The organism is Phocaeicola faecicola (assembly GCF_013618865.1).
Taxonomy (GTDB): domain Bacteria; phylum Bacteroidota; class Bacteroidia; order Bacteroidales; family Bacteroidaceae; genus Phocaeicola; species Phocaeicola faecicola.
In genome coordinates, this window is record NZ_JABSOE010000023.1 from 45729 (window position 1) to 62865 (window position 17137).

Sequence of the window (17137 nt, forward strand, 5' to 3'; positions counted from 1 at the left end):
ATTCTTCAACTGTGCTGCTCTGTGCTGATTTTACCGCAAAAAAATATCAGACTGATTTCCGCAGATGAACCTCTGTGGGGAGGAAAACCTGTATGGGGCTTCCTTCTGTAATGAACCGGGCTGCCAGTGATCCCATCTGTTCCCAGTCGATACTCAGGGCCGTGATGCCTTCATCAATGACCTGATAGGCCGGGGTGTCGTTGTAGGCAATCAGTCCGAAGTCCTTTCCCGGCTTCAGTCCTTGCTGCCTGCTTTGCTTGATGATGTCCACCACGTCGGTCTGCCGGATGACAATATAGGCTACTCCTTTTTCTACGAGGCATTCGCTTTCGTCCTGTACTACCTCACAATGCATATGATAGTTGCGGCAATATTCCTGCAGGCTGTCGATGCTGCTGTAGGGATGCTTGGAGTCGTGAGGATAAAGGAAGACGATTTTCCGGTATCTTGCCAGTGAGTCATGGAGTTGTACCAGTGCCTGGTAAAAGGCCGTGTCAAAGTTCTGACAGATAAATGAATAGTTCTTTTTGTCGAATTTTCCGAAGTCGAGCAGGAGCAGGCGGGACGGATTGATTTTATTGAGCAGCGGAGAGAATTTCTCGTTGTCAAAATTCATCACTACGTAGTAGTTGTAGCGTCCTATGGCTTCATGAAGAATGGTATTGAAGATGTGTTCATTGTACTGATGAAACCAAAGGTCTACCTTATACTTGCGTCCCAGTTTGCGGATAAAACTGTTATATAACGTGTTCTTGAAAGGAGAATATTCGTCCAGAAGGAGGAATATCTTTTCCTGCCGGTTGGTCACATAATATCCCTTTCCCGGAGTGGAGTCAATCAGCTTTCTTTCCCGAAGGTCGGCAAAGGCTTTGAATACCGTATCGCGGGATACCTGGTAAGTAGCGCTCAACTGGTTGATGGATGGCAGGCTGGCATTGGCTTCGTATCTGCCCATCAGAATGTCCTGCTCGATCATGTCGGCCAGTTGCTTTACTTTGGTGGTATGTGAACCGAATGTTGTTTTCATTATTTATATAACTATGCTGAACCGTTCTGATGCAAAGAAAGGTTTTTTTTCTGGGGAATGCAAGTCTTCCCGAATTTTTTAAAACATTTTAAGCGTCGGGCAAACCGTGTGCCCTCACAGAAGACCGGCAGGGGCAGAAATGCCCATCTGGGGAGGGAAGGGACACGGAGGAGGGGAAAATAAAACCACCATGAAACGGCTCCTTGAGGGGCTTGTTTCATGGTGGTTGTCTGTCGGTGTTTATTCTTCAGCCAGACTGCCTGTCCGTGGCCAGTAAGGATTCTGATAGAGCCCTTCCGCCAGGTTCAGTTCTTCTACTCCGATCGGATACAGGTAATATGCTTTCATCCATGAGTATCCTTCGTAAAACTGGTTGTTGGTCTGGTACAGACTGAACGGCTGCTGGTATTTTCCGAGGTCTCGGGACGAGCAGTTGGACTCGGTTGAGCCGTTTGCCACAATGGGTTTCACGTTTGTGTTCTCATTGTTCTCGTAATTCCGGTAGGCAGCATCCCAGAGGTTGATTCCCTGAGGAATGTACTTCTTCGTAAAGAGTCTGTCCCAGGAACGCCATCTGATGAGGTCGTCCCAGCGCATTCCTTCGCCCATAAATTCGCAGCGGCGCTCGCGGCGGATGTTGTACAGGGTAGCATCTGCCATCTGGTCTCCCGACCATACTCCCAGGTCGTCGTACTTCGCTTCTTCCGCCATGTTCGTGTTCCGGATGGTCTTGTCCAGGTCTGTATCCACACCTGCGCGTTCCCGCAGGGCCTTCCAGTACTTGATGGCATCACCGTCGAGGGAACGGTTCTTCTCGTAGCACGCCTCGATGTAATTCAGGTAGGCTTCGGCTGCACGGAAGACAGGGCAGGCATTGGTACCCAGCAGTTCATCGCTCTTGAGCTGCGTATAGTCGTACGTATAGTGTTTCCGCTGGCGGTATCCGGTCAGGTCGCGGTTCTGCAGCTCTGCATTGGTAAGCTGCGGCAGTTTGAAAAGTACCACTTTCTGTTCGCTTTTTACCGCCGGACTGTTCTCGTCGCTTAGCTTCACGTCGCTTTCTCCCCAGACGAAGAGCTGCAAGCGTTCGTCGCGGTCGCTCTTTTCCAGGTCGATGCTGGTGTCACCCTTGTATCCGGAACCGGATGCGTAGATCGGCAATCCGTTCTTCATGAGAAACGAACTGACCATGCTGCGGGTGATACCGCTTCTGTCGCCTACCAGAGTACGGTAGGGAGCGTTGTGCGATGTGCCCAATGACTTGTTGTATTCCTTCCACAGCAATACCTCGGGTACGTTTTTCAGTGAGGGCTGGCTGAACATCTCGAAGTAAGGGTTCCAGCCATAGACCTGCCGGTATTCCGGGTTCATCACATGGGTGTTGGTGGTCAGGGGGACCTGGTCGGCTACGGCTTTAGCTGCTGCCATTGCCTCTTCCAGGAAGAAGCGGATTTCTCCGTCAATGTCGAAGCTCTTTCCCTGGTTGTAGGGCATGTCCTTTCCCGGCCATCCGGCATCTCCCGGTACGCGTCCGCTGCCTCTGTGATATTTCTCGAAGGTGGCTTCATAGAGTGCCACGCGCGACTTGAACAACTGTGCCGTCTGTTTGTTGATGCGCAGGTTGTTTTTGAATCCGGCTTCCTTGAGCAGGGAAATGGCTCTGTCCAGGTCCTTCAGGATGAACCGTGCCACTTCATTGCGCGGGTCTCTCTTCGACTTTTCTTTCAGGTAACTTTCTTCGTTGGGCAATACCTCCGTAATGATGGGCAGGTCGCCGAACTTGGCCATTGCATTGAAGTAGGTCATGGCACGGAAGAAATAGCCTTCTCCCAGATAATGTTTTTTGTCTTCCTCCGTACCGCTGATCTGTGCCATTCTCGGCTCTACGTTTTCAATGAGGTAATTCCATACCCTTATTTTGGCATATTCTTCTTTCAGGTTCTGTCCTGTGGGTACCATCCAGTTTTTGGCAAAATACTGCAGGGAGGCATTTTCCCTCACATAATTGTCTGTATTGTTGTCATTGATTGCCAGTCCGGCGTTCCAGGTGGTCTGATGGAATAAAACCGTTCCCTGCGTATTTACCAGGTAGCTGTTATAATAGTTGATGACATAATTGGCAATGTGGTCTGTCGTTGTAAAATAGGTATCGGGAGTGATCAGTGTAATGGGCTCACGGTCAAGAAAATCGTTGCATGCCGTCAGTCCGAATCCTCCCATTCCCATCAGTGAACAGAAAAACAGGTGCTTGAAAATCAGTTTCATATTCATTAGTTTTTAGAAGTTTACATTTAATCCAACCGAAATCGTGCGCTGCAACGGGTACAGCTTGCCCTCTCCCCAGTCGCCTCCAAGTGTTTCCGGGTCGAAGATTGAAATGATGTTCGAGAAGGTCAGCAGGTTGTCTCCCGATACATATACTCTTACCATTTCCATGCCTGCCTTGCGGGTCCATGCCTGAGGCAGCGTATATCCGATCTGGGCATTCTTTATGCGCAGGTAGGCTGCATTTTGCAGATAACCGGTTTGTTTCTTTTGATTTTTTCCCGAACTGAAATCCGGACGGGGATAATAGGCTCCCGGGTTTTCCGGTGTCCAGTAGTCCAGGTGTTCCTTGAATGCAGTCGACTGCCATTGTCCGCCGCTGGCTCCCCAGAAATAAGGGCCTCCCAGCCAGTAGTCACGCTTCAGTACTCCCTGCAGGAAGACGGAGAAATCAATGCCTTTCCATTCCCCGTCCAGGGTCAGGCCGAACTTGTACCGGGGCTTGTCATTGCCGATGATCTTCAGGTCTCCATGGTTTTCCAGGGTATTCGATCCTTCGTTGATGATTCCGTCCCCGTTGATATCGGCAAACATGATGTCACCGGCTCTCCATCCCGAACCCCAGTTGGGCTTGTGCGTTTTCAAGTGTTCATCCATCTGTTCTTGCGACTGTGCAATGCCTACTGTCGTATATCCCCAGATCTCACCGATCATTTTGCCGTTGTAATGCGTAGACAGGCTTCCGGTAGGATTGTAGTAGCGGGTGATTTTTTCCTGGTTGTCATCCAGTGTCAGTCGGACTCCGTAATGGAAATCCTTGATCTGGTCTCTCCATGCAATCTCCAGTTCCCATCCGTAGGACTTCAAGTCGGCATTGTTCAGTTTGGGAGGAGTTGCTCCCAGAACTCCCGGAAGGTTCGGCGAATCGGCCACCATGTTCTTGGTCAGACGGTTGTAGTAACTGAACGATCCGGTCAGGCGGTTGTCAAACATGCCCCAGTCGAATCCCAGGTCCCAGCTTTCCACTGTCTCCCAGGTCAGCAGGTTGCTCACAATTCCGGGCAGTCCGGCAGTGTTTTGTTTCTCACCGTCTATCAGCCATCCCGAATTCTTCACACCGGTAGGCATTGCCTGGTAAAACGGATAATACGACTTGGTATTGTTGTTGCCCAGCTGTCCCCAGGAACCTCTGAACTTGAAGGTACCGATTACTCCGTTCAGCGGTCTGAAGAAGTCTTCACGGGCGATGTTCCATCCGGCAGAGAATGAAGGGAACAGGCCCCAGCGCTTGTCGCCCAGGAAGCGTGACGAACCGTCGTAGCGCAGGTTGGCTTCGAAGAGATACTTTTCCTGATAGTTGTAGTTGAGGCGTCCGAAGAAACCGGCAATGGCATAATCTTTTTTCTCATTATAGGCTTTGTGATTTTCCTGTGCCGCATTCAGTTCCGGTACGGAAGGGGTAATCAGGTTGGTACCGAATCCGGTAAGCGAATCGTCTTTGTACAGTTCTGCATTGAATCCGAGCATTACCTTGAAGAAATGTTCCTTGAGGTGCTTTGCATAATCGGTATAGATATTGGTAGAATAGTAATCTTCTCCATAACGTGTATTATGCGCCTCCGAATAGCCCGCCGCTCCTCCGTTCCATGACAGCAGATACGGCGTATTGTCTGCATAGTGCCCGTAAATGGGAAGTATGGCCCACTGTGTTTTTTTCTGTGTCTGGCGCATGCTTCCCTCTACCGTAATGTGCCAGTCCTTTATCGGTTCAAAGACGAATTGCAGCTGGTTGGTATACAGGTCTTTCTGTTCCGACTGCTCTCCACCTTCCCTGAGCTGGATGATTTCCATATCGGCTGCATAGTTGCCGTAGGGGTCTTTTACGAAACAGGTCGGCCAGCGGCGGGCAATGTTGTGGAAGAACAGGCCGGTAAGGTAGGTCGGTCGTTTGAATGCCTCGCGTGTCCATTTGGTGGTGAAGTTCATCTTCGCCCACGAGGTCAGCTGGGCGGAGATTTTTCCGTTCAGCGTATACCGCTTGAAGTTGTCGCTACCGTGCCGTATCAGTCCCTGCTGGTCAAAGAAACTTCCGCTCAGCATGTAGGTGATTTTGTCATTACCTCCACTGATGTTCACATTGTGTTCGTGTGAGGGGGCGTTTTTCCGGTAGAACTCAGCGAACCAGTTGGTATTGGCAAACGAACCGGCATAGTTCTTGAATTTGTTGTTGTCGGGATTGACCACGGTTCCGTAATATTCCGTAGTGCTGGGGTCGGTGAACTCACCGTTCATGTATTTCCGGATATTCGACAGGGCGGTTTCATCGAAGATCGGTGAACCGCCGCCGTTGATGGCTGCCGCATTGTAATAGTTGGCAAATTCCCAGGAGTTCGCCATGTGGGGCACCTGGATGGCAGTGGAGAAACGCAGGTTTCCGCTGTAGCTGACCCGGGTTTTTCCGGAATTTCCGTTCTTGGTGGTAATAAGGATGACTCCGAAGGCGGCACGGGCACCGTAGATGGAGGCCGAGGCTGCGTCTTTCAGTACCGAGATGTTGGCGATGTCATTGGGGTTGACAGAGTTCATGTTGCCTTCTATACCGTCGATGAGAATCAGCGGAGAACCGTTGGAGCCGGCTCCGATAGTACCTCCACCGCGGATGGATACGTTGAGTTCGCTGTTCAGGGCACTGCCGCCGTTGCCTACCGACAACTGAAGTCCGGGGATTTGTCCCTGCAGGGCCTGTGCCACATTTCTTACTGGGCGGGCTGCTATCAGTTTGGAGTCGATGGTACTTACCGCACCGGTTACGTTGACCTTCTTCTGGGTGCCGTATCCTACAACTACGACTTCATCTAAATTTTGTGTATCTGCCTGAATTTCAACGTTTAAAATTCCCCCCCCCCCATGGGATTTCCAGCGTCTTGTAGCCTACAAATGAGATGACCAGTACATCTCCTTTACGGACTCCGTTTAAGGAAAAGGCACCGTTGAGGTCAGTAATTGTTCCCGTAGTCGTACCTTTGACTGCGACAGAAGCTCCGATGATGACTTCACCCTCGGTGTCTTTTACGACTCCCTTGCATTTTTCATCTTGAAGAACTGCATTGGTTCCGTTTGTTTCATTACCGGAATATACCGGTAGATTTCCTGCAAAGGCTGCAGAGAAAAGCATCAGCATTCCGATTGGTCTAGCAATGATTTTAGACATAAAATAAATAGTTTAGATTAAAATAAAAGATTTGATATTAGATTCACTATAAAGTCTTGTGTAATGTCTGTATGTTGATTTCCTGCTTTTGGGAAAAGCCGGAAACAGGGTTGGCTATGTGTGTAGTATTCATGATAAAGGTTTATCGTATTTAATGAATTTTTATGCGTATTTAATAGATATGTTTTGAATTTTAATGAGTTTCATTCATGTTTTAATGTATATTATGTAAATCAAAGTTAAATAGTTGTTTATTTGTAAATTTGGATTTGTTTAATTGATTAGCTTGTGGTTGTGGCTAAAACTGAAAACTTAGATAAGCCTATTTCATTTTTAGGGCAAATGGATACCATAAATAATTAAGAAACGATATAAGTTCTGTAATTAGTATGGGATGTTCGCTAAGTCTTTAAGCTATGTATGTTTCTTGCGTTTCGCAATATCTCTATGGATGAAGATTGGAAAGGGAAGTACCTTTGTAATACTTCCCTTGAAAAAATCAGTTGTTATAAGACCCCGGAAATTAGTTTTTCTTTATCAATTTCATGTTAATCAGTCGGCTTGGACCTCCTGCCGTGTATTCATTTTTACCCCATAAGATAAACCCACGGGTGATGATGGGATTCCCGGACTTATCTTTCCATTGTTCGTCTGTTACGCCGTCAGGTATCATGGTAAGTTCAATATTTCTTTTATCACCATTCCATTGGCTCATTACACCGAATTTTTTGTTAGGCCACAGACTGCCGCTTCCTTGTCCTTCCCATGCTGCGAGCCAGATTTCCTGGTCGTTTACAGCCTGCAGAGGCTGAGATTTGATGCTGATTCTCGCTTGGGAGGGATCAAATAAAACAGTGATATCAAAGGCCAGCCCTTTGAGTATGAATGATTTTCCGTATTCCTTTTCAATTAGGCTTACATCGGTACTGAGAATATCCGTACCTACCCATCGGGTATATTCAAGTGTGTATTCTCCCAAAAGTAATTGATAGGGGAGTGCTGGAGCTGTTTGTTTGAAAACCACTTCTGTCTGGTAGTACCTGCCGACTCTGATATTTACCGAGCATTGTCGGGTATCATCATATAACCCCAGTTCGGAAGCGGTGAAATAAATAGAGTCTCCTCTGGTTTCGTAAGTAAGCCATGAGTTATCAAGACCTTCGATTTGAAATTCCTGGTCAGTGTTCCAGAGGAAAGCTTTATTTCCACCGGTTTCGGGAAATTCATACGATTGTACATCTACTATTGATATGATTCCCAACTGTGTGACAGGGAGTTGTTGGAGTTCATCTCCTTTGCTGATGAAAACCAGGGTGGTTCTTGATTCATATCCGGGATTGGCCAAAGCTGTTAAACGAATCTGTGATCCTGATATCTCAGGTGTCAGCCATGCATCTTTCACTCGGACTTCTGCTCCCTCTACATTTGTCTGTATCAGAACGTACCCTCCTTTGTGGTTCATATTAGTCTCTGTTTTCAATATCTGGAGATGTAGGGCCGACTGTTGATTTTCTTCTTTTGAACACGAGAAGAGAAAAAAACATAACACAGATATAAAAAATGGCAATATCAGATAATGTGTATTTTTTTTCATATGAATAATCTCCTACTTTTTTTTGGTTAATGTCAAATTATGAAAACGGGATTCTCCGTATCCGTCGTATCTGCCACCTGTCGCGGTATTCCACAAAATGAAGGCATTGGCGTAGATTCTTTTTCCCTCTACGAACCATTCATTGCCGTTGTCTACCCATTCAAGTACAAAATTTTCCCTGTCTCCATTCCATCTGGTAACGAGTCCGTATCCTTTCTCCCAAGTCAGATTTCCGGCATTTGAGGACCATATGGCCAGTCTCACGTCTGGAGATACTTTTATTTGCTGGGCATTCAATTCCAAAGCTCCTTTTTTGGAGTTATACGCAAGTTGGATGTCAAAAGGTAATCCTTTCATCATAATTTTTCCATTGTCTTGTTTTTCAATGGATACATCCGCTGTCTGGTTGGAGTAAGAAAGTGTATAATTTCCGAGCAGTTCATCTTCCCTCAGTCCCAGACTGTCGTTTACCAGCTCCAGACGGGTGGTTCCATCTGGAGTGCTGAATGTTTTTTCTTGTGCATTCCATATTAGTTCATTGACAGTATGTCCGTTCAGTTCAATGGGGGCATATAGCCGCACTCCTTTGTCTGTGAACATAAAAGAAAACTTAGTTTGCTGCCCTTCTTGAGTAAGCATGAAATATTGTGAGGTAATAACCTCTCCCGTAACTGGTTTTTGTGCAAAAAAGCCTTTGATTCCGCTTACAGCTGGTATGTTTTCGTAGCTTAATCGGTTCTCTTTAGCCTTCTGCAAATAAACTTCTGCAGGTTCTTGTAAGGCATGCATATGTATGGCTGAAAGATATTTTTTTCCATACATCACAATTTCTGATTCTGTGCTTGTATGGAGACTGAACTCATAGTCTCCAAGCAATCCTTTTCCTAGTCCGTCTCCTTCTTTAAGATCCGAATCAGAGAAATAATGGAACAGTTTGTTATAGGTATCAAAATTCAATGTACCGCCCATGTCTTTTTTCAATGAATAGAGACTGGTTGCCGAGGTAGCCACATCTTCCGACAGACTCGAGCGGAATGTAGCATATCCCTCAGGAGAAAATGAGACGGTCAGTGCATATCCGCCTCTGGTTTGGCGGGACCTCCTGGAAAGTACTCCATGCTCCATCCATATTGGGGAGAAGGAAGTAATTTCCTGTATTTTTGGATTTCATTTTCCATGCGCTGTGAAGCCGAACTTTCAAAATAGTCATCCACTTCTGTCTTGCAGGAATTGAATAAACAAGCAGTCAGTAACAGTATGAGATATAATATATGTTTCATGATTTCAGTTTTTGTCACGTTGTAGAATATTGATTAAATTGGCATTATGGATATGACAGCCATCGGGGTGTGCATCCATTTCTTCCAGTGCCTCTGCATATTGTGTGCGTAACTGTTGTTCCAGCAGCTGGAGAGCGGCCCTTCCTGTGGCAGGATCAGTGGTAAGCGGACTTGTCCACGAAGGTTCCAGCAATTCCATCTGTACCACTTCATTCATTCTCCTCCGTACCACCTCCTTGAGCAGGTCCATGTCTATTTTCCATACATCCAGCATGTATTGTTTCATGATTTTCACTTTTTGATTCAGTTTGGTCCGTCCCGCCTCTCCGGCAGCTTCAAAGACGGCATTCCATTCTTCATCGGTAAAGGTTACATAGCAGCACGTTATTTCGGTGATATCTTCTACTGGCATGCTTCCTGCATAATTAGTAATAAATCCCAGGCTGGCGTAGTCTGCTATATTGTGTCTGTTGTGCCATCCCGACGGACGGTAATCTTCGGCACTAATCAGATTGTATTCCTGCGGATAGTTGATATCCTGCTGCAGAATGTGGGTAAATTCATGATGCATGGTCTTAAAAAAATATTGATTCATCTCTTTTATATTGCTGGGGTTTAGCCAGTTTACCATGTAGAGCGTAATTTTGAGACCACCTTCGGCCACCCCCAGTGTCATTGTACCGTCTCCATTCCAGGAGGCCGATCCAACCACGTGCAAGATAGCCGGGGCATGTTTTCGCATGAAATCAATGCCGGCTGTTTCCACATAGGCTTCCAGCCATACATGTTTGATGATTTTTGCCAGCCGCATGCTTTGCAGGAGGTCTGCCGGCGCCAGGTTCTTGGATAGGTCGGACTCAATGTCTTCCATGCGATACTTATAGTCTATGTTAAAGGCATCTATATAGTTTGTCTTTAACCATTGGTCAAATTCACTTTTGGGTTCGGAACTGGTATTAAAGACGCTGTTTTCACGTTCTGGAGTATCTTCGCTGCATGCGGAGAGAAGTGAACCCGCTGCGATTCCTGCCAGTAGCAGGTATTTGAATTGTTTCATTTTCATTGTTTTGCTTTTTATATGGATATTCATCTAGGGTTTGCCGGCAGTCCTGCTGCAGTTACAGCCTGAGGCAACTGGATGACGCGTCTCAGGTCGCCTGCCGGCAGTCTGATGTCATCTTTGTCTTCTACGTTGTGTATTACCTCTATGCCGAAGCGGCGTATGTCCAGCCACCTCAAACCGCTGAATATGGTTTCAATGCGGCGTGCGTGCAATACTCCTTGGAGCATTTTCTCCTGTGTACCTTCTTCTATTGGGAAACCGGCATTGAGCGGTTTGACTAAAAGGAGCCACGGACTTAATTCACCTTCGGCCAGGGCTTGTTTATCAGCGGCCTCTCTTTCGGTGTAGTAATTTACAATCTGGTCGGCAGAAGCTCCTTTTCCACCTTTCTTGATATACCAGTAAGAAAGGTCTCTTGCTGCATCATCATATTTCTTTAGCATCACATTTGCTTCGGCACGGCAAAGCAATGTTTCGTCTGTTGTGAATGCCATTTGAACTACGTGTGGCTGTCCGGTTTGTGCCGTTTCATTGGTAATTTCAAATATTTCGTTGTATTTGGGCTGCCATGATACAGGATATCCCGAATGGTAGAAAAGAAGGTCAAAATCTGCCAGATTCTTTCCCCAAGGACCTGCCGAGCGATACAGTAGCAGGTTTACCATGCCGTTGGAGTTCCCTAGTCTCTGGGTAATATAGTGTCTTCCCCAGAGAGAACGCAGGGCTACCAGCAGTAAGTTGGCTGGTTCATCCTTGCTGATAAATCTGTCACGCCACTCGCTGGCCTGTGTAAAAGAAGTGTAGCTTTTCAGGTTTCTCAGTGATGCGGAAGGATTTTCTCCGATAGCTTCGTTGGCATATGTCAATGAACGGCTATAATTGTTGTAAAACAGATAGAAACGGCAGGCAAAAGCTGCCGCAGCGCGTTTGTTAAAATGATAAATGGGTACTGTATAGGCATTGTCGTTGATTAAAGGATATCCTTCCTCTATGTCTCGGGCGATTTTTTCGTATACAGTGCGCACGTTTCCTCTGTCATAGCGTTTTCCAATAGTCGTTTCCGGTTCTTCTACGTAGGGAATCCCCAAGTCGGAAGAAGCTGTTGCCTGATTATAAGGCTGACAGAATGTATTGGACAGCAAAAAATGTGCATATGCTCTGCAAAGGAGAGCTTCGCCTTTTTGGGGTGCATTTTCAGGACCTTCTCCAAGTGTTTCAATAGCCTGCAGGGCTTGATTGGCAGCAGCAATGGCACGGTAGCAGCTGTTCCAGAGGGCCTCGGGAGCATCCCAGTCTGTTTCGCTGATATCTTCCCAGTTGTAGTTTTCGGTAATCATGCGCGCCGGTTCGCCGAATCGTCTTCCGTTGTCCATGACATTGTCGGTACGGTGTTCATAGATCATCATCGGATCTACATTAGGGTAAGCCGATACCAGAAGTTCGCTGACTTTCTGGTTGCTGTCTATTTCTGTTCGCTTATCAGGAACTTTGTCCAGAAATTTATCACACGAAACCAGGGTACATAATACCAGCAGCAGATATACTTTATGATACATTGTTTTCATTTGAAAAATGATGTTTAATCAATATTTGTTTTTTCTTTTTTTATTTTAGAAACCCAGTCGCAGTGTACACGTAAACTGTTTTGGTACTGGAGCCGACACACCTCCCGACCGGAAGAATTCAGGGTCCTGTCCGTTTAGCTTCCTGTCAGAGTAAATCAGGAACAGGTTGGTTGCCTGAACTTTTACCGAGGCTGACTTCAGTAGTTTGCCTTCAAGCAATGACCCGGGAAGAGTGTAGGTAAGAGAAATTTCCTTCATTCTTACAAATCCACCGTCAGCGATGCGGGCTGTGGAGTAGTTGTAGGCATTATATCCCAGATTCAGGTTGGAATATAATTGATGATGCCTGCGGGCTGAGATAACCGGTATATTGGTACTATTTTCGTCTCCGGGAACTCTCCACCTGTTTTTGAAGTCTTTTGGAGTGGCGTCAAGGTCGTTGTATGTACTTTTGAATACTGGATCCAAGCGTACTTTATTGCCTGCTGAATAAGTGACAAATACGTTCAGCTTCCAATTCTTGTAAGAAAAAATATTTCCGAGACTTCCGGTAATGGTCGGGTCGGCAGGACCTTCGTATTTTAGGAAATCAAGGTGCTCCCTCTCCTGAAAATTCAAAGCTCTGTAATTATCTTTTGTTACCAGTATTGTGCCATTGTTCTTGTCTGTAATTTCAAACATCGGGAACCCTTGATTGTCCAGCCCTATAAACGGTATGGAGAACAAGGCTCTGTGAGGATATCCTTTGCGGGTGAATCCATTTCCTGAAATGAGAGAGAACATGGTAGAACGTGTCTCCAGATCGGTTACCTGAGTCTTGCTGTATCCGAAGATAAAATCAGTGTTCCAACTAAAATATTTTTTCTTTATGTTTCGGGTAGAAAGGGTAAACTCAAATCCGTGCGATTTCATGGAAGCTACGTTTCCCATGCGGTTGACCTGTCCTCCTGCTCCTTGGGTACTGGTCCATCCGATAAGGTCGAAATTGTTTCTTTTATACCAGTCGGCTGCCAGACTTACACGGTTGTCCCAGAATCCCATGTCCACACCTATGTTCAGCTCATGCTTCTTTTCATAAGTCAGGGACGAGTTTTCCAAATCTGCAATCTGCAGTCCGGACTCACTGACACTTGCCGAGGGCCTCCAGGGGTTATAACTGTTGATGACCACACGTGAATTGGTTACCCAGGAAGGCCCGGCATCGGCTGTGAGCGAATAAGAAGCCTTCAAGGTCAAATGTGACAGGGCTGGTTCAAGTTGCTTGAAAAACTCCTCCTCATGCACGTTGTAAGCCGTAGCAATGTTCCAGGTAGGCAACCAGCGGGCCGAACGTGCCTTACCCAGACGGTTACTTCCTTCGTAGCGTAACGTTCCGGTAACTGTATATTTCCTTTTATAGGAATAAGTGGCAGTTGTGAAGAACGAAATCTGGCGGTTTACTGTATTGTTTGTTCCATAATAATCGGTGTTTCTTTCACGCATTCTTTTGAATGCCAGGTAATCGAAAAAGGGCAGTTCGCCGTTATTGTACTGCATACCCCATCCTTCCGACCAGTCACTGCTGCGTTCCTGTGAATTGACTTCGGCTCCTGTATAGGAGTTCAGAATATGCGATTCGTTGAATTCCTTATTGTAGGTAGCCGACAGACGGAAGTCGTAACTGAGCATCTTATATTCATTCTTGTTATAGAAACCTCCTTTGGGAAGTACACTTACCGGAAGAGTGTTCGGCTTTTCCGGATCTTTGTAGAGCCAGTTGTTTGAATTGATGATGGTGGCATCTCCCATGGCACGATAGGCAAGAGCCTGATTAGACATGTCACGTATCTGGTGATTCTGTGACACGGAAGAATGCTTCAGGGCTCCGAGCAGGCTGAGCTGAAGTCCGCTTTTATGCTTCCATTTGAATTCTCCCTGAAATTTCAAGTCAACGATGTTCAGTGTGATATAATTATTTTCCAGTTCATTGAAGATATTGAAGTCTGCATAGTTGCGCGTATAATATTCATTAGGGTCAAGTGTGCGTGAAGTGTTCAGGGCATATGAAAATGGGTTGATGTCAAATGACCGGGATACTTCCCCCGAAACTGCATCACTGCTTTGCCCCAATGTTCCTGGTGCCCGTTGTTTACGGTATGAGGCATTGGCAATGCCGGTAAATGAAAATTCTTTGCTCAGGTTGTACGTATTGTTCAGGTTGGCAGTATATCGCGAAACCTGGCTCTGCTTCATCCATCCCGGATCATTCATCATGCTGATCGAAATGTATGAAGATGATTTCTCGCTACCTGTAGACATGCTGATAGAATGATTCATCATCAATGAGTTGCTGAACAGTTGGTCGAACCAGTCAGTATTTCTGAGTTCGGCTTGTTGCAGGTAGGCAGCTCTGGCTTCCGGAGTATTGGCTAGTCCGAACTGTCCGGTTACAGGATTGTAGGAATGGGTGAGCTGGTACATTTTTCCGTATACTCCACTGTTGCTGGCCCTGTAGGTAGTCGAAAAGTTCAGCCATCCTTTTTCCCGAAGCTCCTGATAGATTCCCATCTGGTCTTGCGAGTTCATGATATTGAATGTGTTGTAATGTGGCTTCATGCGGACTGTAAATTCTCCGGTGTAAGAGAAACTGCTGCTGCCTTGCTTCCCTTTTTTCGTAGTAATCACAATGACTCCTGCCATGGCTTTGGCTCCGTAAATAGAGGTTGCCGAGCCATCTTTCAGAATTTGAAAGCTTTCAATATCGTCAGGGTTCAGACCGGCTATGGCCGAACTGATCAGTGTTACTGCATCACCGGATGATAAAGCGTCCGCTCCTACATCAACGATATTGTCTTGTATTACTCCGTCAACGACCCATAAAGGCTTGGAGTTGCCATAAATGGAAGTTGCTCCGCGGACGCGGATTTTCGGAGCCGTACCGAATGTGCCTGAAATGTTCTGGATCGATACGCCAGCAGCACGTCCTTCCAGTCCCCGGCTGATGTCTGCCATACCGTCTATTTTTACATCAGAGGCTGAAAGTTTGTCGGAAGCTCCGGTAAAAAGCCGTTTGTCTGTGGCAACCATACCTGTAACTACCACTTCCTCCAGCACTTCCGAACTGGAGTAAAGTTTAACTCTGACTGACGGAGCCGCCTTTACTTCTGCTGTTTTCATACCCACATAGGACACTACCAGCAGTGAGCCCGATGGCACTGAAGGAAGATAGAATTTCCCGTCAATGTCAGTAATACTTCCTTTTGATTTTTCTCCTTTTACTTGAATGGTAGCTCCAATGATGGGCTCATCCGATTCGTCAATTACGATTCCCGTTACCTTAATTTGGGAAAAAATCAGTCCATATCCCAAAAAAAGGAAGAAAACTAATAAATTTAATTTTTTCGTCATATAAATTATTTAGGCTGCGGTAAACTGGTTACCGGGGGTTAAAAATCAAAGTTTAGTATCGGGGTGTATTCTTTCTTTGCTTATGGAAGCCTGATAAGAAACCGCCGTGGAATGGTTAAAAACGTTTAATGAAGTGCTGAAGGGTATATAACAAATATATACAATGCACTCACTATTTTGTGCATATTTAATATTAAAACCCTATGAGTTAATAATAAAATGTATTTGTTTTAAAGTATTTTATGTAAATCAATGTTAAAAATTTATATATTAAAATATGTTTACTTGTGTATCTTTCTTCTGTCCGAAAGGGAGAAGTCTTTTTAGTATAATCTTCCTTTGTCTGAAAACTTAAAGATATGTATTTTGAATATATTGGTATCAGATTGTAAAAAGAGCTCATGAAAATGAAACATTTTTTTTCATCTTTCATGAGCTCTTATGAATAGAAAAAAGTCATCCGGTGAATCGGTCGGTGGAAGGCCGTTTCCTGTCACCACCTGTGCGGTAAAACTGGAATCGGAATATGCAAATACTTTAAATTTCTCTACTCGCTGTCCGTTGGAGATGTTCTCCTGCAGCATAACAACGTTGATTTTTGAGTCTGTTTTGAGGGGATAGCTCCGGGATCTCCAAGCTGTGATTCCTACAACTTTGCTCCATTGGTTACCCGGTTGTCCTTGAAGGTTACTTCTTGGTAAGCCGCGAATTCTTTTAGTCGTATCACATAGAGGGTGATTTTCTTCTGATATGGTTGGATGCACAAACAGATATAATCGAGATTTTAAGGCTCGGAAGTCATTCGGCACTATTCAAAAATAAATCTAATGGACGCTTTGGTAATGTTTGGACTTGTGTCCGTGGTGTAGGTGTAATTTACTTCAACTATCAAGAAAAGAAAGAAGTTCAGAAAACGAAGTAAAATATTATAGGAAAAAAAGAGTGGGGAAATCCACTCTTTTTGTTTGAATTACTTTCTCTATTGTCCAGCATGTTGATTGAAAAGGATAATAAATGTAGGTATGAGTATTATCCATAGGGTTATTATTAGAATGAATACCATTTTAACCCATTTGTTGGCAAGTTCAATTGAAACTGTGTCTTTTCTTTTGAATGCTATTATACTGTGATATAATGGAATTATGCCAAGTATAGGACATAGGATTATCAGAACTATTGAAAATAGTAATGCTGTTTTAATGGCTATATTTTTCATGTTTAAAAGTACAAAATAAAACTCCTGATATTACACCGCCAATAGTACAGGCACCACCTGCGAGATCTCCAGTTGCACATACAATCGGATGGTTGTCATCATAGAACAGGAGGATTAGTTGTTGAATTATCACAACCCAATATAATGGTTAAAACTGAGATTGGGAAAATAAATTTAATTGTTTTCATAATATATAATTTAAAGGTAAAAATATATACCAAGATGTAAGAAAAAACGATACAGACGTTTTAGTTAAGCGTTCAAATAATTTAGTTAAGTATACAAATGTAATAAAAAGAAGATAAAAAACAATAGACATTATATAGATTAATTTGTTATATGACTCATTTTGTGGCTGATTCTGAAGTTGTGTAATCCACAAGCAATAAGAATCACCATATTTTCGAAACCGAATTTATGGCATCTGAATCGTTCTTTGACAATACGGCATTTTTTCATACCACCTATGGCATGCTCCACTTTAATCCTGATTCCGGAAATCCGCTTGTTCTCTTGTTTTTCAACAGCA

At 45.0% G+C, this 17137-nt stretch carries 9 protein-coding genes and 1 pseudogene; all 10 read right to left on the minus strand.

Annotated features, from left to right (window positions below; translation table 11 throughout):
• Positions 1-46: 46 nt before the first annotated feature.
• On the minus strand, positions 47-1027 hold the full coding sequence (locus H3001_RS08180; protein ID WP_178245590.1) for a GntR family transcriptional regulator: 981 nt from the start codon (positions 1025-1027) through the stop codon (positions 47-49).
• 240 nt (positions 1028-1267) lie between these two features.
• Complete coding sequence (locus H3001_RS08185; RefSeq protein ID WP_246368526.1) at positions 1268-3292, minus strand: RagB/SusD family nutrient uptake outer membrane protein; 2025 nt, start codon at positions 3290-3292, stop codon at positions 1268-1270.
• Positions 3293-3304: 12 nt separating this feature from the next.
• A pseudogene (locus tag H3001_RS08190) lies at positions 3305-6473 on the minus strand (SusC/RagA family TonB-linked outer membrane protein).
• 553 nt (positions 6474-7026) lie between these two features.
• The gene (locus H3001_RS08195; RefSeq protein WP_178245588.1) at positions 7027-7965 is read right to left on the minus strand and encodes a BACON domain-containing protein; all 939 of its coding nucleotides are present in this window, start codon (positions 7963-7965) and stop codon (positions 7027-7029) included.
• 144 nt (positions 7966-8109) lie between these two features.
• Positions 8110-9222 (minus strand): DUF4302 domain-containing protein, encoded by a 1113-nt coding sequence (locus tag H3001_RS08200; protein ID WP_181214660.1) that lies wholly within the window; start codon positions 9220-9222, stop codon positions 8110-8112.
• Positions 9165-9377: a DUF4302 domain-containing protein gene (locus H3001_RS08205; protein ID WP_181214661.1), complete on the minus strand. Its 213-nt coding sequence runs from the start codon at positions 9375-9377 to the stop codon at positions 9165-9167. Before H3001_RS08205 ends, H3001_RS08200 begins: the two co-directional genes overlap by 58 nt.
• A 4-nt stretch (positions 9378-9381) precedes the next feature.
• Positions 9382-10440 carry a zinc-binding metallopeptidase gene (locus tag H3001_RS08210; RefSeq protein ID WP_246368527.1) on the minus strand — a complete coding sequence of 353 codons (1059 nt, stop codon included), beginning with the start codon at positions 10438-10440 and terminating at the stop codon, positions 9382-9384.
• A gap of 23 nt (positions 10441-10463) precedes the next feature.
• The gene (locus H3001_RS08215; protein ID WP_181214663.1) at positions 10464-12005 is read right to left on the minus strand and encodes a RagB/SusD family nutrient uptake outer membrane protein; all 1542 of its coding nucleotides are present in this window, start codon (positions 12003-12005) and stop codon (positions 10464-10466) included.
• Between the two features lie 45 nt (positions 12006-12050).
• Positions 12051-15392: a SusC/RagA family TonB-linked outer membrane protein gene (locus tag H3001_RS08220; protein ID WP_181214664.1), complete on the minus strand. Its 3342-nt coding sequence runs from the start codon at positions 15390-15392 to the stop codon at positions 12051-12053.
• 1543 nt (positions 15393-16935) lie between these two features.
• The coding region (locus tag H3001_RS08225; RefSeq protein ID WP_219915853.1) for a transposase family protein at positions 16936-17137 on the minus strand (202 nt) is incomplete at its 5' end.

What these genes read in the sequence shown, in the direction of transcription:
- H3001_RS08180 (WP_178245590.1), bottom strand. Translation starts at nt 1,027, where the DNA reads ATGAAAACAACATTCGGTTCACATACCACCAAAGTAAAGCAACTGGCC.
- H3001_RS08185 (WP_246368526.1), bottom strand. Translation starts at nt 3,292, where the DNA reads ATGAAACTGATTTTCAAGCACCTGTTTTTCTGTTCACTGATGGGAATG.
- H3001_RS08195 (WP_178245588.1), bottom strand. Translation starts at nt 7,965, where the DNA reads ATGAACCACAAAGGAGGGTACGTTCTGATACAGACAAATGTAGAGGGA.
- H3001_RS08200 (WP_181214660.1), bottom strand. Translation starts at nt 9,222, where the DNA reads ATGGAGCATGGAGTACTTTCCAGGAGGTCCCGCCAAACCAGAGGCGGA.
- H3001_RS08205 (WP_181214661.1), bottom strand. Translation starts at nt 9,377, where the DNA reads ATGAAACATATATTATATCTCATACTGTTACTGACTGCTTGTTTATTC.
- H3001_RS08210 (WP_246368527.1), bottom strand. Translation starts at nt 10,440, where the DNA reads ATGAAAATGAAACAATTCAAATACCTGCTACTGGCAGGAATCGCAGCG.
- H3001_RS08215 (WP_181214663.1), bottom strand. Translation starts at nt 12,005, where the DNA reads ATGAAAACAATGTATCATAAAGTATATCTGCTGCTGGTATTATGTACC.
- H3001_RS08220 (WP_181214664.1), bottom strand. Translation starts at nt 15,392, where the DNA reads ATGACGAAAAAATTAAATTTATTAGTTTTCTTCCTTTTTTTGGGATAT.